The sequence below is a fragment of the Plectonema cf. radiosum LEGE 06105 genome, from assembly GCF_015207665.1.
Taxonomy (GTDB): Bacteria; Cyanobacteriota; Cyanobacteriia; order Cyanobacteriales; family Nostocaceae; genus Rivularia; species Rivularia radiosa_A.
This window is the reverse complement of record NZ_JADEWL010000127.1, coordinates 1-18,149: the sequence shown is the minus strand read 5'-3', so window position 1 is coordinate 18,149 and position 18,149 is coordinate 1. Positions and strand designations below refer to the sequence as shown.

General features: G+C 37.9%; 15 protein-coding genes and 1 tRNA gene. 6 read left to right on the top strand and 10 right to left on the bottom strand.

Annotation, left to right across the window (positions count from 1 at the left end):
* The first annotated feature begins 11 nt into the window (after positions 1-11).
* Together IQ247_RS25475 and IQ247_RS25470 are read left to right on the top strand one after the other, a co-directional pair.
* Positions 12-374 carry a DUF1818 family protein gene (locus IQ247_RS25475; RefSeq protein ID WP_193924244.1) on the top strand — a complete coding sequence of 121 codons (363 nt, stop codon included), beginning with the start codon at positions 12-14 and terminating at the stop codon, positions 372-374.
* A gap of 144 nt (positions 375-518) precedes the next feature.
* Positions 519-592 (top strand) — tRNA-Pro (locus tag IQ247_RS25470).
* A gap of 226 nt (positions 593-818) precedes the next feature.
* Here IQ247_RS25470 and IQ247_RS25465 read toward each other — a convergent pair.
* The 7 genes from IQ247_RS25465 to IQ247_RS25435 all read right to left on the bottom strand — a co-directional run bounded on the left by IQ247_RS25465 (position 819) and on the right by IQ247_RS25435 (position 8,617).
* Positions 819-1,193 carry a hypothetical protein gene (locus tag IQ247_RS25465; protein WP_193924243.1) on the bottom strand — a complete coding sequence of 125 codons (375 nt, stop codon included), beginning with the start codon at positions 1,191-1,193 and terminating at the stop codon, positions 819-821.
* 223 nt (positions 1,194-1,416) lie between these two features.
* Positions 1,417-3,231 (bottom strand): S8 family peptidase, encoded by a 1,815-nt coding sequence (locus IQ247_RS25460; protein WP_228060025.1) that lies wholly within the window; start codon positions 3,229-3,231, stop codon positions 1,417-1,419.
* A 261-nt stretch (positions 3,232-3,492) separates the two neighbouring features.
* Positions 3,493-3,873, bottom strand: a complete 381-nt coding sequence (locus tag IQ247_RS25455) for a hypothetical protein (RefSeq protein ID WP_193924242.1) — start codon at positions 3,871-3,873, stop codon at positions 3,493-3,495.
* A 199-nt stretch (positions 3,874-4,072) separates the two neighbouring features.
* Positions 4,073-6,133 carry a TolC family protein gene (locus tag IQ247_RS25450; protein WP_193924240.1) on the bottom strand — a complete coding sequence of 687 codons (2,061 nt, stop codon included), beginning with the start codon at positions 6,131-6,133 and terminating at the stop codon, positions 4,073-4,075.
* Between the two features lie 95 nt (positions 6,134-6,228).
* The gene (kaiC, locus tag IQ247_RS25445; RefSeq protein ID WP_193924238.1) at positions 6,229-7,788 is read right to left on the bottom strand and encodes a circadian clock protein KaiC; all 1,560 of its coding nucleotides are present in this window, start codon (positions 7,786-7,788) and stop codon (positions 6,229-6,231) included.
* Positions 7,789-7,862: 74 nt separating this feature from the next.
* Positions 7,863-8,186, bottom strand: a complete 324-nt coding sequence (gene kaiB, locus IQ247_RS25440; RefSeq protein WP_193924237.1) for a circadian clock protein KaiB — start codon at positions 8,184-8,186, stop codon at positions 7,863-7,865.
* A gap of 95 nt (positions 8,187-8,281) precedes the next feature.
* On the bottom strand, positions 8,282-8,617 hold the full coding sequence (locus IQ247_RS25435) for a circadian clock protein KaiA (protein WP_228060024.1): 336 nt from the start codon (positions 8,615-8,617) through the stop codon (positions 8,282-8,284).
* Positions 8,618-9,570: 953 nt separating this feature from the next.
* Here IQ247_RS25435 and IQ247_RS25430 point away from each other — a divergent pair.
* Entirely contained in the window at positions 9,571-13,002 is a 3,432-nt protein-coding gene (locus IQ247_RS25430) for a hybrid sensor histidine kinase/response regulator (RefSeq protein WP_228060023.1), read from the top strand.
* Between the two features lie 283 nt (positions 13,003-13,285).
* On the opposite strand, the gene IQ247_RS25425 is transcribed toward IQ247_RS25430, so the two are convergent.
* Complete coding sequence (locus IQ247_RS25425) at positions 13,286-15,100, bottom strand: ArnT family glycosyltransferase (RefSeq protein ID WP_193924234.1); 1,815 nt, start codon at positions 15,098-15,100, stop codon at positions 13,286-13,288.
* A 428-nt stretch (positions 15,101-15,528) separates the two neighbouring features.
* Between IQ247_RS25425 and IQ247_RS25420 the strand changes: the two genes are divergently transcribed.
* Positions 15,529-15,861 carry a DUF565 domain-containing protein gene (locus IQ247_RS25420; protein ID WP_193924232.1) on the top strand — a complete coding sequence of 111 codons (333 nt, stop codon included), beginning with the start codon at positions 15,529-15,531 and terminating at the stop codon, positions 15,859-15,861.
* An 11-nt stretch (positions 15,862-15,872) separates the two neighbouring features.
* Here IQ247_RS25420 and IQ247_RS25415 read toward each other — a convergent pair whose 3' ends face one another.
* Positions 15,873-16,643 carry a sulfite exporter TauE/SafE family protein gene (locus IQ247_RS25415; protein WP_193924231.1) on the bottom strand — a complete coding sequence of 257 codons (771 nt, stop codon included), beginning with the start codon at positions 16,641-16,643 and terminating at the stop codon, positions 15,873-15,875.
* Positions 16,644-16,780: 137 nt separating this feature from the next.
* Between IQ247_RS25415 and IQ247_RS25410 the strand changes: the two genes are divergently transcribed.
* Both IQ247_RS25410 and IQ247_RS25405 read left to right on the top strand, forming a co-directional pair.
* Positions 16,781-16,942, top strand: a complete 162-nt coding sequence (locus IQ247_RS25410) for a hypothetical protein (protein ID WP_193924230.1) — start codon at positions 16,781-16,783, stop codon at positions 16,940-16,942.
* A 52-nt stretch (positions 16,943-16,994) separates the two neighbouring features.
* Positions 16,995-17,156 carry a hypothetical protein gene (locus IQ247_RS25405; protein ID WP_193924229.1) on the top strand — a complete coding sequence of 54 codons (162 nt, stop codon included), beginning with the start codon at positions 16,995-16,997 and terminating at the stop codon, positions 17,154-17,156.
* A gap of 69 nt (positions 17,157-17,225) precedes the next feature.
* On the opposite strand, the gene IQ247_RS25400 is transcribed toward IQ247_RS25405, so the two are convergent.
* The gene (locus IQ247_RS25400; RefSeq protein ID WP_193924227.1) at positions 17,226-18,041 is read right to left on the bottom strand and encodes a TIGR01548 family HAD-type hydrolase; all 816 of its coding nucleotides are present in this window, start codon (positions 18,039-18,041) and stop codon (positions 17,226-17,228) included.
* Between the last annotated feature and the right edge of the window lie 108 nt (positions 18,042-18,149).

Sequence of the window (18,149 nt, the reverse complement as noted above, 5' to 3'; positions counted from 1 at the left end):
CCCCCATCCCCATGCGCGTAGTAAAAAAAGGAAACGGTTGGCGTATCGGTACCAATCCAGCAGCATCGGAATTTAAAGGCTTGCTGGGTACGGATGATTGGGCTGTGGAGTTGACGGAAGCGGAATTAAAAGATTTTTGTCATCTGCTGATGCAGCTCGCAGATACTATGCAACAAATGGCATCGGAGTTGATGGATGAAGAAAAAATTACCTGTGAAGCTGAAAGCAATTTAATGTGGATGGAGGCAAAAGGACTACCCCATGACTACAGTTTACGTTTCATCCTCCATTCTGGTCGTTGTGTAGAAGGTAAATGGGATACTGCTGCCGTTAAAGAGTTAATCCAAGCAGCATCTACTATTGAGGTTTTTTAATTGATTTGTTTAAATTATTTTTTGAAATTAATAGTTGTTTGGTGGCAATTTTGTGCTAATATACTAAAGTTATAACCCCTGGATTAAAAATTTTTGCAATAGAAAATTCAAAATCCATTTTAAAAATAGATAAAGTCCGATTTACGGGGCGTAGCGCAGCTTGGTAGCGTGCCACTTTGGGGTAGTGGAGGTCGTGGGTTCAAATCCCGCCGCTCCGATTGATGGAAAACCATATATATCAATGGTTTTATATAATTTCTATAACTGGTGTGTACATCATAAGTCCTTAGGCAAAATTAATTATATATTGTCCGAAGCGAGGAACGAAGCATAAGCTCTTCAGGTAGGCTGAGTCGCAAGCGACACGCTACGGGAATGCTAACGCAAGGATTTCAACTTTTCGGAATGTCTAATTAATTTTGCACAACTACTTAACTACTATTTTTAACTTAATTTATATCTTAGAAGTAATCCTTCTTCATCACATTTAACAACTTCATAATTATTCTTTAACAGGTTTTTGAGCTTCATTCCTAATGCAGTTACAATCGCGACTAAAAATAAAAATTCTGGGACAATTAACACTTTTAATCCTACCAAAAAACCAAATGCCATCAAATTACTTAACAAGGCAGTGCCTAAAATTAAACTTATACCTGTAATATGTACTCTATTTTGAAACTCGCGGTCATTTTCAAATTGAAGCCTTTCGATAAATTTTCCGATGTTTGTGGCTAATTCTGCATCGATAACAATAATTTCTTCTGCTTTACTTACAAGCGCTTCTTTCAATTCAGCTTGAGTACTTACTACTACCACTTGATTTTCTCCTTAAAAGTCAAGGTTTTGTTTTGAGGAGGCTAATTAAATCTATTCAATTGTTTGAAGTTCATATCTTGATTTTAGCTTTTTATAAACTGTCTAATAGTTTTGTATATTACCTTTGAATATATAGTTGCAATAAATTAAATCACGCCGCAAATCACAGAAGTCGGGTTTTTAATTGATTGTAAAAACCCGACTTTTTTCCCCATAGCTCCTTTTATTTCCGATTCATCAGCTTTCTATTCAAGGTTTCCGAAATTCCCTGCTTTAATAACATTTCGCGCATGGTATTTGTACTATCAGATGGCTGACTTCTTAAACTCTGAAACTGCCTTGTTTGTGGTTGTTGTTTTTCATCTGCACTCAAACACGTAGTAAATTGCTCGTATAATTCTGGATTAACTGCAAAGCAAAAAGCTAGTTCCTGTCCTATTTCTTGTAATTTTTTCGGTAATTCTGTTTGGTTAGTTTGTAATAATTGAGCAAGCTGCAAGTTCAATAAATCCCCATTATTTTCTTGTTGCGACTCAAACATATGCGCGAATGTATCTAATTCCCCACTTTCTATAAGGGTATGTTGTTGTAGTGCAAAAGCTGGTGGAATCACTGACCGATTAATATTATCAGGTAGCGGTGCGGCGAGTAATTTTTCTGCATTCACAATACCCGCTCCATATCGATTCGGTTTCCAATTAACAGGAGTATCACAAGTTTCCCGCAGCAGTTGATTAAAAATAAACGGAATTTTTTCCGCTCCGTAACGTTGAATTAGCTTATCCCGTCCGTGATACGATAACCATAAAGCTGCAACACCTGCAACTAATGGTGCAGAAAATGAAGTACCTTGACCTCGATCGATTCGATGTATTAAGTTACCCTTCTCTTTAACAGTTCTCGCATACCAGATATTATCTCCCGGTGCGCTCACATCAACCTTTCTCCCCCGCGAAGCACCAACCCAGATTTTACGGTTAATGGTACTTGCAGAAACGGCTATCACTTCATCATATGCAGCAGGAAATACTACAAAAGGAATCCAGGTTCCCGATGCAGCTATAATAATTACACCCCGCTTTTGTGCGTAAACTATTGCGCTCCGCAAACGCTTATTATAAAAACCTGCTCCTAAGGAAATGGAAATAATGTGAAATCCTTTATCGGCTGCATATTCAATTGCTTGAGCAAGATTACGATTGCTCAAAAGTACCACTGAGTAAGATACCCGCAGCGGAACCAACTTTGCACCAGGAGCTACTCCCGTGACATATTTACCGTTACCATAATTAGCTTGCGCTCCGGGAGGACTGATAATTACGCTCGCAGTTGATGTACCATGACCAGGATTATTGATTAGTTCAGTATCGGATTTTTCCAGTGGATCTCTTTGATCTCGATCGGAATCAACAAAATCATAACCTTCTTCTAAAAGCAAATTATCAACAATTTCCGGATGTTGTGTATAACCAGTATCAGGATGAGCGATAATAATTCCATGTCCCGGTAATTTATTCGAGTCGGGAAAATATTTTTGCCATGCTTCAAAAACTCTCAGTTCTTTCAAAGTCCAAGTTACATCATTAGCTTGAAATACAGGTCTATCTAATCCTGCTGCTTCTCTCCTGCTCGAAACAAATAAATCTAACAAACGGTCTAAAAACGAAAAAATCAGCTCGAAAATAGAAGTATTCTTCGATTGTGTATTTGAGACTAACTCTGCTGGTTCATCCCAATTCTGTTTCCTACTTTCCTGTACAGGAACTGCGAATAAAGGTTCTGCATCCACAACACCAGGTTGCGATCGCAATTCATATGTCTTATCCCAAGCTTGTTTTATCGATAGCGCATCATCGTTAAGAGTTATTTCAAATTCGGTTAAATTATCACCGATTGGTGTACATCTCCAATTATCGCCAAGTATTTGAGAAACAACCTCTCGACACCTATCTTCTAAGTCAGGCATTACCATTTCGATAAAAAAGCCTTCAAACCTAGAATTAAAAGTATTTTGAGTCATTTGTTGATTGGATAACATAGTTATTTATCAATAGTGTTATATTGAGTGCTATTAATAGCTAGCTTTATGTATCTATCAATTTACAACTATCTATTTACGGAAACTACTAATAAAACAAGACAAAAGTTAAAATTTAAAAGTAAAAAGAAATAAAACTGATTTTATCGGTTTTTGAACAATTTTAAATCGTAATATTCAATAAAATAATTATTTAATTTACCCGCAAGGGCGTTTATTTATCCTAGTTTTTACTTTTTACTACTTACTCTTTATTTTTGCTCATTCAATAATAAAATCTAAAGGTCTGCAAAAATCTGGTATACCTTGTTTAAAAACATATATTAAGACCGGAGTTGCTAATATAGTGGGGAATGTAGGTATTTTTTGGATTTCTTCCATCAGTTTGTCTACAGAACCTTCGAGTAGATCACCACGCAATTCTTGCTGACAAATTACCGCACGCCATTTTCTAGCTAAATTATCTAACCATTCAGAATTATCAATTTCTGGCTGTTGTCCCACTTTAATAGCCAAGGTCATTGTGGCATCTTCCAAATCTCCGTCGCAATCTTCAATCAAATCCAATGCTTGCATCGCTTGAGGATAATTAGCAAATGTAGAGCGAAACTGGGCAATTTCTTGTGTCGTAACTGTAGTCATAATAAAATTAATAAAATTATATTATCAAATAGTCCTACAGTATTTTTACCCCATTTTAGCCACAAAAATTTAACCAAAATATAAACTAGATATAACCCAATACAGTTCAGTTAAAACTGTGAATCAACGATTAATCTAATGTAGAGACGGGAAATTTATCTAGAGACGCGAAATTTCGCGTCTCTACATCTATTAACCTTTAACGTAACCCCCGCGAAGTTACAGAGCGTTGTAAGTTAGCTAAAGCACGATTGTAATCCAAAATAGCATTAATTCGATTACCTTCGGCTTGGGTAAGAGCGTTTTCCGCATCAATTACTTCGAGTTGAGTTCCCACACCCGCTTGAAAGCGCAAACGAGCTAACCTTAAAGATTCTCTTGCTTGATTTAAAGCAGCTTCGGAGGTTTGGACGTTCTCCAAGTTGGATTGTAGCTCTGAATAAGCTCTCTCTACTTCAAAGCGGATTTGATTACGCTGCTGAGAAAACTGAGTTTCCGCTATCTGGATGTCCGCTTTAGCTTGTGCTGCTTGCGCTCGTGATGCACCACCATCGAATAAGTTGAGGTTTGCTCTCAATGCTATGCTGTAACCGTCAGTTAGTCCCGCAGAATCGTTAAACCGATCGAGCAATTCGTAATTAGCAACAAGACTAACTTGCGGGCCAAGTTGTGAAAGTGCTTGTCTTCGCTGTTGTTCGTTTATGTTGCGCTGTGCTAACTGCTGCTGCAATTCGGGACGATTTTGATAAGCCAAAACGATACTGTTTTCTAAGGTTTGATTCCACAAACCAGATAATCTTACCGGATCTGCGGCTGTAACAGTCGCTGACTGTGCCAAATTTAGCCGTGTGACTAACTGACGACGAGCAATTCGCTGTTGCGATCGCGCATTAGTTAAAGTTTGCTGAGCATTTGCTAAGTTCACCTGAGTCCGTAAGGAGTCAAATCGCGTACCAACACCAGCTTCTTCCAAGGCTCGTGCATCTCGTAAACTCGCTTCAGCATTGACTACAGCAGCTTGCGAAATCCGTACTTGTTCGTCTGACTGCTGCAAATTGTAATACTCAGTAGCTACATTCAGGCGAATTTCTTCAGATAAACGTTCAACGTCTAATTCTTGTAAACGCACCTGTTCTTCAGCTTGTCGGATACGAGCTGATCTGGCTCCGGAAGTATATATATCGTAATTCAGTTGCGCTCCACCACTAAAAGCAGTGCTGGGTGAATCATCTTGGGAATTACGAAGTTCAGGAGGTATATCATCTTGGAGTTCGTTACTAAGTTGACCAGTTGCAGACTGCTGACGAGCAACTTGAGCGTTTAAACCCACGGTAGGCAATAAAGCGGCTTGCGCCACCTTGAGACCGGCTTGCGCCCGTTCTAGCTGCAATAAAGCTACCTGTAGCTCTTGATTATTGCGTCTTGCTAACTCCAAAGCTTGCTGCAAGGTAATGGGTTGAGTTTGCTCAACTCTTACTTCTTCGGGTTTGGTGGGATATTGCAGCGGATTAGCGCTGGGGTCAAGACTGTTAGGAATTGGAGCCGGACCTCGCAAAGGTGGTCTTATTGGCTGTACCGGAGCAGGAGAAAGTGGCTGAGCTAACTTATGATGATTAGGAATAGAATTAATCCGCTGGCAAGCGGAGGTTGCTGAAGCTGATAAGAGATTTTGTAGCTTTAGTGCATCTTCCTGTGTAGGGCAACTTTCCACCTCTAAAAGTTTCGCTGCTCCAGGTGCTTTAGAAATGTGCTGTAATTTTTGAAATATTTTATCGTCAGGATTTTTCTTAATTACTGCTGGGGCAATTTTCTTTGTTTGAGTTAAATCAACATTGCCAGAAGAAACGTTTTGCAAAGAAGGTTTTTTCAGCGCTTGTGCCAAACTTCTATGGGAAGCTGTTTTCAAGGCATTTCTTGCGGTTTTTTTCAGAGGCTGATTTTGCCCGTTCGTTTTAATTAATGCTCCAGTTTTACCAGCCACCCTTACCTCTGAGTTGCTAAAAATAGCTGGTTTTAAATTACCTTTGGCAATTCTTACAGGAGTAAACGGTGCCGGATACTTATTGTCAATTGTATTGTTGACAATAAGAATAGTACTAGGGGACACATCGCTACTTCTACTACTGGTAGCAAAAATACTCTTATAAATACCCAAATGTGAATTATCAACAGTCATAGTCCCAGCCCATGTAGGCTGAGTCGTAAGCACTGCTACTGTCACACCGGGCAAGAAACTATTTAATATTTGCTGTGCTTTCACCGCATTTCCTCACACTACAAACCAAGCAGCAGAAACTGTTTTCTCACCACAGACTATACCATTAGAGAACCTTGAAGATGTCAAGTAAACTGTTATTATTCAGGTGCTTGATTATCTTCAAAACCCTTGACTATGCGAGATAGTTCCGCTTTCTCATCGATACTAACGCGGGTAGGCACACCGCTGATAATTCTTTCGTAATCTTGGAATGAATTTTTGATTTGGGGCCCTTCACGAGTGATGCTGTATTCGCGAATACCCTTGTCGTGCCAAGAACCGCGCATTTTAAATACGTTGATTGCTCGCGACATTTCTCCACGAATTTCTACATACTGCAATAAGATAATCGTGTCGGTAATCGTGGAAATATGAGAATCGGTAATCGAATTGGAACCCAAAAAATGGGTTGTGGTATTAGTAAAAAAGCCGGTAATTTCTTCTTGTTTGGCGTAACCCGTAACACCAATGACGAATTGCCGAAATGCATTATTAGAAACCCCCCTCGCTAATGCACTCAGAGAATCTATGGCAATTCGAGAAGGTTTAAATTCAGAAATTTCTGACTTAATAATTTGCAAGTGGTCTTCTAAACCAGTTGATTCGGGATAAGCACAAATAATTTTCAGTAATCCTTGATGTTCTAATTCCTCAAAGTCAATTCCCCAAGAAGTCGCGTTCCGTGAAAGTTGAGCGCGTGATTCTTCATAGGCAAATAATATCGAGCGTTCGCCGATATGGCAACCTTCTTGTAAAAATTTGCTGACTAACAGCGTCTTACCCGTACCTGTAGCACCTGTAGCCAAAATAATCGAGTCTTTGAAAAACCCGCCGCCGCACATATTATCAAGGTATTTAACTCCTGAAGATATCCGGACGTTAGAAGAACGTTGAGTTAAACGCATCGCACCCAATGGGAAAATATTTATCCCCTGATTGGTAATTGTAAACGGATATTCCCCTTTCATATGAGTTGTACCGCGTAATTTGAGAATTTCAATGGTGCGTCTGCGACGTTCTCCTTCTAAAACATTACGAAAAATAATTGCATTGTCCGAGACAAATTCCTCGACTCCAAATGTTGCAACCGGGCCGTATTCTTCTCGTCGTTCGGTTGTCATTAAGGTAGTAACGTTTAAACGTTTTAAACGCGCAACCAAACGAAAAATTTCTCGTCGCACCAATCCTGATGCTTCGTACTGTTGAAATATTGCCGTTACTGAATCAACAGAAATTCGTTTTGCTTTGTATTTTTGAATTGCGTATTGCAACCGCTCTATTAATCCGGATAAGTCAAAGTTACCGATTACTTCTTGACCTTCTGGATCGGGAGAAGCATCAAGAATAAATAATTGACCGTCCTCGATTAACTGTTGTAAATCCCAACCAAATATATGAGCATTTTTGATAATATCACTCGGCGATTCTTCAAAAGTCACAAATATCCCTGGTTCTTCTAGATGAGTAATACCGTTATAAAGAAACTGTAGAGAAAATAATGTCTTTCCAGTACCAGATGTTCCACTGACTAAAGTTGTTCTACCTTTAGGCAATCCACCATGAGTAATATCATCAAAGCCCTCTATCAAGGTGTGGATTTTTTCTACACCTTTGTTTAAAGGTTTGTTGCTGTGTAGCGGTTTTTCTTTCTCGCTCATTGTTTGCTAATTACAAATATTAAATTAACTCCGTTTTTTGATCAATGGAGTTCCTGTATTAATCCTTATATAGTTTACTCTTCAGAGTCGTTTTCTTGTCCGTTTAATTGTGAATCTAATAAATTTAATCCAATCAACACTCTTTCTTTATCGGAAAGATCCCCAATTATTTTACGAACTGGTGGCGGTAAAATTTTCGACAATGTTGGTGTGGCTAAAATTTTATCATCTTCTGCCTGCTGAGGATTTTTTTGCACATCAATAACTTTTAAAGCGTAAACTCCTTTAAATTCCTGCTCTAAAATCGCCTGGAGCGTTTTTAATGCCCGTACTGAGTTAGGCGTATTACCGGATACGTATAGTTTGAGGACGTAGGTTTGACCATCTTGATGGTTCATAGGTCAGCTTTGGAAAAATATTTCTCTAGATTAATTGGGAACCTTAAGGGATAAAAATCAAATTTCGATCTGTTTATCTGCTAGTAAGCAAATCATTAACCTTTAGAAGCATTGGAGCGTCTATATAGTTCGCATAAATGAGCTAACATATCAATTAATGCTAAACGATAATCAAGCAGTAAAGAACTATAGTCACTTCTTCCTTCCAATTTTAACTGTTTGGAAAATTCATCTACTATCTCCATATGAATTTCAATAATTTTAGGCACGGGAATGTTCGCACAAAACACTGCATTAATAAATTTATCTATCTTCTCTTTTAAATTTATATCATTACTAAAGTATTTAATTAAAATCTGACGGTAATCGGATTTGATTTGTTGTAAAAATTCTTTTTTCTGCTCTGGATTCATTTGCTCAAAAAAGAGCATAATTTCATATTGTGACATCTAAATTACATATTTAATATTTTTCCCTATCTGTTTACGAAAATCTATATTCAGATATTATATCCGGCTATCCTTTAATTTGAAAGTACCAGGGACTGGTTAGTTAAATAAAAATTATGATATTTAGTATACTTAATTTATTATACTTAATCATCCTGGGAGCATTTCTCCTCTTTTTCAATTTTTATAATTGATTTAGTTTGTTTGTTTGACTCCAAAATTATTACCAGATAACAAGCATTACAATTGTTTAAGAAATTTACCGACAATTTCCATTTCATCAAGTTAAACTACTACAAGCATTCTAATATCTTGCATATTTTTTTCATCAAAATAACTTACTATTAAGTCTTTTGCCCAAATCCATATTATGCAAAGCAAACACAATCAAAATCTCCAGAAAACTTAGTTTGTACAGCATAAAAAAACAGTTCCAAAAAACTTTAATTCCAAACCAAAATGCTTTTTTAACCTGGATTTGTTATGATAATTCTATGTTTGAGGTTGAAAGCTTTATGGTTATTTAACAATTCACTCAAACTTATTCGCTAAAATTTGAACAATGTATTTAAATCTAACAAAATGATAAGATACATAAAGAAACCTTAAAAAATGTCGTAAATTAAATCATTATAATTCCTAAAGGTTTTTAGGGAAAGTTTAAGGTAATAATTGTTTTAACAGCTGCTATGGATGCTTATAGTATTAACTTAAATAGGAAGCTTGACCAAGCCTCCTTTAGGCATCTCAAAGCAGGCAAGGCACGAACCGCCGCACGGACAGCTCTTAGAAAAGCAAGTAGGTTATCTTCAGGTCAAGCTAGATTGCTTATATTAAGCATGAAGTTCTGGCTAGAAAACACCCTATGACATTACTTGCTTTCAAGTAGATTCACAATCGCTTGTCAGAGGTACAAGAGGAGCAGTTAGTTAGTGATGCCGGATGCTTCCTTAGGAATAACTCCCGCAAGGCATATGTCAATCCAACATTACCCACTTGACGAGTTTATAACCTTAGTACCCAGTTGTTACGAGACTACTCCTCTGACAAAGGTACTTGGTCTTTTCGAGCAACAGCAGTACGACTGCTTAGTGGTAAAAAACGAGCAGCAAATTCCCCTAGGATTGCTTAGCTCGACCAATCTGCTAGCGCAAATCGTTTATGAGAAACAGGATAAGTTAGGAAACACGCAAAAATTTGATTGGGAGCAACCAATCTCTTGTTTGGATTCAGGTTTTATTCAACCGATCCAAATCTTAAGCTCTTCTTTAAGTTTAGAGCAATTTGGAACTAAATTACGTTCTCAAAAATTGCCAACCAAATCTCCTAATTGGGTGGTGGTGGATCGTGATGGTAAATTTTTAGGACTTTTGGATAGTTCTCGGCTGTTGCGACACATAGCATTATCCGAGCGGAACGAACCTATGGTGATAGCTACGGGACATCAACAGACGGAATATCAAGAGGTGGGTAATGGGATCTCGGTGATTTCTCAAATAAAGAAAGTCCATGTCCATGGCGATAATACTGGGGTGATCAGTTATGCGGATGCTAAGCATAAAATTCATCAGCGCAAGCTCAAGGAGAAAAGTCAACTAGCATATAAATATGCAGCACAATTGCTTGAAGGACTTCCCTGGGCTTTGATGCTAGAAACAGATACCCAAGAAGTAGTATCGCAAAATCAGTTGTGGTATGAACAATTTGGGGAGTTAAAAGATCCAGAGGGTTTAAAAGAACTTTTAGAAAAGACAATTGAAGGCAAAGTCACGCAAACGGACGCTTGGGATGGAAACGAGCCGGATGTATCGGAAAATGTGGGGACTTCAGCATTAAATCGCTGTTTTGCAGATAGCGAACCGGGTAATTGTGTCTGTATCGTCAAAATGCAAGACGGACAAGAAAGAGTTTGGCGATTTGCAAAAACACCCTTAGATATTAATGATACGGATATTCTTGATTTAGGTAATGAGGAAATCTCGAATCCGGAATTAATTAATTGCGAAAATACGCGATTGTGGTTAGTTTTGGCTACCGATATTACCGATCAGCATCAATTGACTCAAGAACTCGCGGCTAAAAATGCCGATTTAATTCAACTCAATCGTTTAAAAGATGAGTTTTTGGCTTGTATTAGTCATGAGTTGAAAACTCCTTTAACAGCGGTTTTAGGATTATCGCGGTTGCTTTCCGATCAGCAGTTAGGAAAACTCAATGATAGACAAGCAAGGTATGCCCAATTAATTCATCAAAGTGGTCGTCATTTGATGAGCGTGGTTAATGATATTTTAGATTTAACCCGCATGGAAACAGGGCAAATGACCTTGACTCCGAGCAAAGTCAATATTCGCAACGTTTGCGATCGCGCTTTGAAGGAAGCAAAAGCAATTCACGCTCAAACAACCAAAGCCACAGCATCGGAGTTAGATCAAGAATATCAATTTATTCTCGATATTGAATTGGGATTAGAGGAAATAGTTGCCGACGAATTACGTTTGCGCCAAATGCTGATACATCTACTTTCCAACGCTTTTAAGTTTACCGAAGCGGGTGGTGAAATCGGCTTGCAAATAAATTGTTGGGAAGGATGGATTGCTTTTACGGTTTGGGATACAGGGATTGGTATTCCCGATAGTCAACAACATCTAATCTTCCAAAAATTTCAGCAATTGGAAAATCCCATGACTCGGCAATATGAAGGTACGGGTTTGGGGTTAGTGTTAACCAGAGCTTTAGCTCGACTTCATGGTGGTGATGTTAGTTTTTTATCGCGAGAAAATTCGGGAAGCCAGTTTACATTGCTTCTACCACCATCTCCTCCGAATAAAATAGTTGGAGAAATTGATTTAAGTAATACACAAGAATACTTCCTAAAACCAGACTTTATTAAAGAAGATGGAGTACTGCGTGGGTCTTCTTCTATGAAAGAATTATCTGTAGAAAATATTTCTAGTTCTCTTAAAAGCAATTCCTTAAATAACTTAAATAACTCAAATAATTTTAAATCGTCAGCGAATCAAGATTCTATTTCTAAACTGCAAACAGTTCCCAATAGTTTGGTGTTGGTTGTAGAAACCGTCGCTCGATATATAGATGATTTTACAAAAAATCTTAGCGCTTTAGGATACCGAGTAGTAATTGCTCGTTCGGGATGCGAAGCATTGGAAAAAGCTCGGAGATTGCAACCCAAAGCTATTTTTATCAATCCTTTGCTACCCTTACTTTCGGGTTGGGATGTATTGACATTAATTAAATCGGATGTTGCAACTCGTGATATTCCGACGATTGTCACGGCTAGTGTAGCAGAAAAAGAACAAGCATTTAGTAAACGTGCCGATTATTTTCTCAGTTTACCAGTACAGCATCAAGCATTGGCAGGGATATTAGAAAAGTTATCCGTGACACCATCCGAACAACCTAGAGATGAAAAAGGTAATAAAGTCGGTGAAGTCGTAACTCCACTGCGGATATTGAGATTAGTTGAACCAGAAATTGAATCATTAAGTTACCATCCATCTTTAGGTAAACATCGAGTTATAGAAGCAGATGACATCGAACAAGCACAACTTTTAGCCCGTGTTTGGAATTTTGATGTAATGTTATTAGATGTAGAAATGCCGTTTGCTCAAACTTATTTAAAGCAAATTAGTCAAAGTAAGATATTAGCGGCTTTACCTTTAGTAACTCGCAGCGTCGAAACTACACAAGCAGCATCACAAATCAGTCAACTATCGGTATTTCCTTGTTTAACACAATTAGGTAAAGATAAAAAAATTGATCGAGAAAAAGCACATACTTTATTGTCAGTGTTGCAAATCGCTGCTGGTGTATGTTGTCCTCCAAATATTTTAGTTGTTGACTTAACAATCCTACCGGATTTACCAGGAGTAGCAATCAACTGCGAAACCAAGAAAACCAACAACTATGACTGCAAAACAATCAGTTTACCTTGTAGTGCCAAACTTCCTTGTTCTTTAAATAACCAACAAACCCAAACAAACTCTCGTCCCACAGAATGGTTTCAAGCTTTGGTTCAGTACCTGCAAACAGCGGGTTTCAAAGCCGCAATGTGTAACACTTGGGAAGAAATGTTACAACAGCTACGTCACGAAAGTGTCGATTTGTTATTAATTTGTTTGGGAGAATCCACAATAGAATTAAATGTTGAATCGCTCCTATTGGCGTTAGCCCAGATGGCTTCGGATTTACCACCATTATTATTACTCGATCGGCGATTAAATTCTCATCCCACAGAATTGGAAAATTTAGAAACGGAAGAAACCATCGCCACTCAAGTTTTACCTCGTTCAATTTCTATGGAAAATTTGTTAAATAAAATTAATCAAGCTTTGTCAATTAGTAATTAATTAGTTGGAAGAAGGAGAAGGGAGAAGGGAGTAGGAATAATTATCAGGGGTAGAGGTAGTGGGAGCGTCTCGCTCCCTGGTAAGTACTCAGACAGAATTAATTACATACCCAAATTCCCTGCTCCCTGCTCCCTATTTCCTCTCTCAACTACTTAACAACAAACAAGATTACTCCCTTCCCGGCAGAAGATGACCAAAAAAAAACCGCAGAGACACAGAGAGCGCAGAGGAAAGAGGTAAAAAGAGATACGTAATCTGTTTAGCGGTTCGGGGGAGTAATTGTTTATTGGGGATTGATTTCTACCCGAATCAAATGATAAGCTGTTTTTTTGGCTAAAGTTTGATATTCGTTTGGTTTTAAACCAATTTCAGGAATTTTTTTCGGTTGTGTAATCATCAATACTGAGTTTGATTTAGCTTGATTTTGAATATAATCTGCTACTTCTTGATTGCTGGGAATATAATTAATTTGACGTTGGGCGTAAAAAGCGACACTAGGTTTTTTAAAACCAACCTGGATTAATTCTTCCCCAGGTTTTTGTACTTGTACCGCTAATTGGGATAATTGTTTTAAAGGTAGTTGACGGCTTTGGTCGTACACAAATAAAGTTGGAGTCAGAACAAATATCATGAATACTGTAAACGCCAACAAATTTATAACTATTAAATGTAAATAACGACGACGTATTAATAAAATCGCAATAATTACAGCCGCAGCCAGCCAAATTATGCCTGCTAAAACTGGTAAATTAGATTTTTGCAGCATTTGTGGAAAATTCGGTGCTGCTGGATCGTAACCGATTAAACCGCTAACGCGCAAAAGCGTAAATCCTAACGCTGACGTAAAAATTACATTTAACCAACCGCTTGCTTGTATTAAAGGTGAGGAAATTAACACAGGAGATAACGACGAAGAGCTATTAGGAGAACTTGTTTTTACTGGTTGCTTATCCGTATCTACAATCAAATTGCTCCATAACAACGCGATCAAAATACCAGCGGCTGGCATTAAAGGTAATACATAGCTGGGAAGCTTAGTAACAGCAATCGTAAAAAAACTGAAAACACCGATAAACCAACAACAAGCAAATAAACCAAGCTGTTGAGAACGTTCCGTAGCCATCCATGATTTACGCTCCCACAACTTTAGTCTGGCGATCGCCACAGGTAAATAGACTGAGTAAGGAGCAAAACCGACCGTTACAACTATAAAATAAAAATACCATGGAGCCGAATGTCCGTTAACAACTTCTGTAAACCGTTCAACATTATGTAACCCAAAAAAGGAATCAATAAAATTCCAACCATTGCGCCAAGTTACTAATAAATACCAAGGGATTGACACGGCACAGATAACGAACATACCTCGAATTAAGCTAATTTCCCGTACAACTTGCCAAAAATTCCCTAAATAAACCAAAAATAGCAAAATAATCAAACCCGGTAAAACAATACCCACCGGACCCTTAGTTAAAATAGCTAAACCAATTAATACATAAAAAGCAAAATACCACCGTGCTTTTACTAAAGATGTCGGAGATTGGGCATATCCCAAGAAGAAGCATAACAAAGCCGAAGCCATGCATCCCGTAAGCAGCATATCCGAAACACCCACCCTAGCCCAAGCGATGATTTCCGGATTCAAAGCGATGACAGTAGCACCCAAACCAGCAGTTAACCAACGTCGAGAAGTACGGTAAACCCCCTCTAAATCGTCAGTTTGAGCTTGATACCAGTACAAAGTGTAAAATGTTAAAGCAATCATTGCCAAAGCGGCGATCGCCGAAGGTAAACGCACCGCCCATTCATTAACCCCAAAAATCATGTAAGCTACTGCTTGACACCAATAAATCAAAGCGGGTTTATCGAAACGAGTCTCCCCGTTAAAATAAGGCGTAATCCAATCACCCGTGACATACATTTGGCGAGAAGCTTCCGCAAACAGCGGTTCAGTCTCATCAATCAAGCTAATGCTTCCCAAATGCCAAAAAAAAGCTATCCCCGTAACTAACATCAGCCATAAAATCGACAACATCACAGCCAAAGCTGGACGCTTTTCTATATTCTTCCACAAATGGTTTGAAACACTTTGAGTCATTAGTTTATAATCAGTGGGACACTAGTTATTAGTCATTATTAATCACTTGTTAGTCAATATTCAAAGACAACAATACTATTCCAGATTAAAATGACTATGACAATTATGCTCGGTTCCTGATGAATATGGGTAATGGGTAATTGGTAATGGGTAATGGGTAATGGGTAATTGGTAATTGGTAATGGGTAATTGGTAATGGGTAATTGGTAATTAAATCCGTGGAATCAGTGTAATCACTTCTAATCCGTGGTCGGATATTGAAGAGTGGGATTTGGATTGGGGATTTGAAGAGTGGGATTTGGATTGGGGATTTGGATTAATTAATGGGGATTTGGATTAATTAATATATAGCGAGCGAGACGTATGTCCTTGCGGACACGCTTCGCTAGCGCACTACTATCAACTATCAACTAACTACTAACTTCTAAATGCAAAACACTCGCTTAAACTCCCTATTCGATTTAATTGTCAGAAACATAGCGCTATGGTTTCTTAATCCTTGGAGGAGAATATCGCTACTGATAATGAGTTTTTTGTTTGGTTTTTTTATGGGAACGGTAGTAGCTACCACAGCAGGACAAAGAGGAGTTTTAGATATTGTTATAGCTGGATTTTTAGTGTTTTTAACCGAAGTTAGCAGCCGGATAGTCTATAGACGACCTCCCAAAGAACGACGACTACTCTGGGTAGAATCACTTAATTTTTTAAAAGTAGGTTTTATTTATAGCTTGTTTGTAGAAGCGTTTAAACTCGGTTCATAAAAAATGGACATTTAAATTGTGCTTGCTTTCCAAAAAATATAAACCGCTAAAATAGCAAGTCCAACACGAAATGTGAGGCTGACAACTTTGTCTGGTAATCGAGGCAAAAAACGGGTACTCAGTTGCGCTCCTACGAGTCCTCCAAAGCCTAAAATTAAACCTGGAACAACTAAAATATTACCTTCCAAAGCGTGTCTAGTAGCAGCGGAAATAGAACTGAGGACGATTACTCCTAAACTTGTTTGAATTGCAACTTTTATAGTTTCTCCTAATAAAAGAATTTGTAAGGGTACCATAATGACACCACCACCCACACCGAATATACCGGCTAATATTCCGGCTGCTCCTCCGGTGACAATTCTCGAAATAATAGAACTAATTTTTGATTGTTGATTCTGTTCGATTTCTTGTTCTTTTTTAGATAAATTCTTTCGTAAATCGACTAAATAAATAGTAAACAAAAGTAAAATACCAAAAGAAACTAATTGATTTTTTGCAGGAATAAATTTTGTGAATCCAGCACTCAAATAAGCTGTAACTACGGCTGGAATTCCGAGTAAAATCACCCTTTGAATATTTATATAGCCCATGCGCCAATTCTGAATAGTTCCAGAAGTCGCTGTAATGACAATTGCTAAACTACTAGTAGCAACAGCCTGTAATGGTGTATATCCAAACGCCAATTGTAAAGGTACCAAAATAGTACCACCACCGATACCTAACAATCCAGCGAGAATACCTGAAGCTAATCCACTAATTACTAAAATAAACCAATTGTCCATTTTTTATTGTTAGTTGATGGTTGACAGTTGATGGTTGATGGTTATTATTTTCTACTAACCACTAACTCCTAACTCTTAACTTCTAACTTATAATTCCTACTTTTTCCAAAGCTTCATCTAAGGTTTGAGCGAAGCCCATGGCGATGATATCAGTGGAAGTTTCGGCGATGGGTGTTAAAATTTGCTCGTGGTTTGAACCAGTTAGCGATTTAAAATCAACATTATTAGATGGATTAAAAGTTCTTCGTTCTCAAGGTAAAACTTTTACATATAGGAGACACACAACCCAAATCCTTTAAAAGTTATGGTGATGCTATTTATACGACTCTTGTTACTCAAGGGGTATTGGGAATGCTCAAGTTTATATTTATTTATTATCCGAAAAATCTTTTTAAAACATGGATAATTAGAGCATATTTGGGATATCAAATTCAAGGAATTGTCGGTGTTTTTAAAAGTTTACTATATACATTAGGATTGCGTTCTATCTGGAAAAGCATGATTGGTAGATGAGGCTAGGGGGGATGGGGAGAGATGAATAATAACTGTCAACTAACTTCTAATTCCGGTGGTACTAACTATTTAAACTAACTCCTGAATTTTCTCTGGAGTTAATTGTTGAACGTTACTTAAAACTATTTTTGCTCCGGCTTTTTTAAGCGACTCAGTGTAATCATCTCGCTTTTGTGCTGTTTGCTGTACATGAGGGGGTAATACACCTACAGCAATCCAAGTACGGTTTGGCTGAATATTTTGCGCTTTTTCTACGGTGTACATATCAGCTACCGTATCTCCCACGTAAATTATTGATGGTGAATCATTAATAATATTAATATTATTAATACCGCATTGAAGTAATTCTAATGTCGAAAATAGTCCTGTGGGGTCTGGTTTACCTGGTGCATCTTCCATTGCAATTAATATGGGAGATTCTAAGCCCAGACGTTGTTGCAAAACATAGGTCGCTGAAGCACGAGTAGCACCGCTAAAAAATCCCCAACTAATCCCAGCTTCGGTAAGTTGATTTAAGTAGCTAGGCTGTAATAATAACGGTTCGTCACGAATATATCCTGTCAAATTATTAGAATCATTACCTCGATAACGCAATTGAAAAAAAGCAACAATCGATTCGTAATCCAGATTTACTTGCTCGCGAGATTGCCCTTGAGTTTCAAAGTAACGATAAATTAACTCTTGCGAACCTTCCCAATCATTATTCCATACACCTTCAGATTTAAGACGGTCAATATCATCTGCTGTGGGACGATAGGCTTGTGCGGTAAAATGCTCTACAGTATCTGCTAACGCTCGTCGATAAGAACCCGACACATCACGCACTACACCATCAATATCAAACACAACAATAGCAGGAATGGAAGTTTGTTGATTCACGCTCATCGGTTATCAGTTATCAGTTAACAGTTATCAATTATCAGTTAACAATAATCTGTGACCACTTACCAGTTAAACAGTTATCAATCATTAATAAATTTCCCCCATCTCCCC

Coding starts and splice junctions, on each gene's coding strand:
- IQ247_RS25475 (WP_193924244.1), top strand. CDS start 12: ATGCGCGTAGTAAAAAAAGGAAACGGTTGGCGTATCGGTACCAATCCA.
- IQ247_RS25460 (WP_228060025.1), bottom strand. CDS start 3,231: ATGTTATCCAATCAACAAATGACTCAAAATACTTTTAATTCTAGGTTT.
- IQ247_RS25455 (WP_193924242.1), bottom strand. CDS start 3,873: ATGACTACAGTTACGACACAAGAAATTGCCCAGTTTCGCTCTACATTT.
- kaiC (WP_193924238.1), bottom strand. CDS start 7,788: ATGAGCGAGAAAGAAAAACCGCTACACAGCAACAAACCTTTAAACAAA.
- kaiB (WP_193924237.1), bottom strand. CDS start 8,186: ATGAACCATCAAGATGGTCAAACCTACGTCCTCAAACTATACGTATCC.
- IQ247_RS25435 (WP_228060024.1), bottom strand. CDS start 8,617: ATGCTCTTTTTTGAGCAAATGAATCCAGAGCAGAAAAAAGAATTTTTA.
- IQ247_RS25430 (WP_228060023.1), top strand. CDS start 9,571: ATGCCGGATGCTTCCTTAGGAATAACTCCCGCAAGGCATATGTCAATC.
- IQ247_RS25425 (WP_193924234.1), bottom strand. CDS start 15,100: ATGACTCAAAGTGTTTCAAACCATTTGTGGAAGAATATAGAAAAGCGT.
- IQ247_RS25420 (WP_193924232.1), top strand. CDS start 15,529: ATGCAAAACACTCGCTTAAACTCCCTATTCGATTTAATTGTCAGAAAC.
- IQ247_RS25415 (WP_193924231.1), bottom strand. CDS start 16,643: ATGGACAATTGGTTTATTTTAGTAATTAGTGGATTAGCTTCAGGTATT.
- IQ247_RS25410 (WP_193924230.1), top strand. CDS start 16,781: ATGGCGATGATATCAGTGGAAGTTTCGGCGATGGGTGTTAAAATTTGC.
- IQ247_RS25405 (WP_193924229.1), top strand. CDS start 16,995: ATGCTCAAGTTTATATTTATTTATTATCCGAAAAATCTTTTTAAAACA.
- IQ247_RS25400 (WP_193924227.1), bottom strand. CDS start 18,041: ATGAGCGTGAATCAACAAACTTCCATTCCTGCTATTGTTGTGTTTGAT.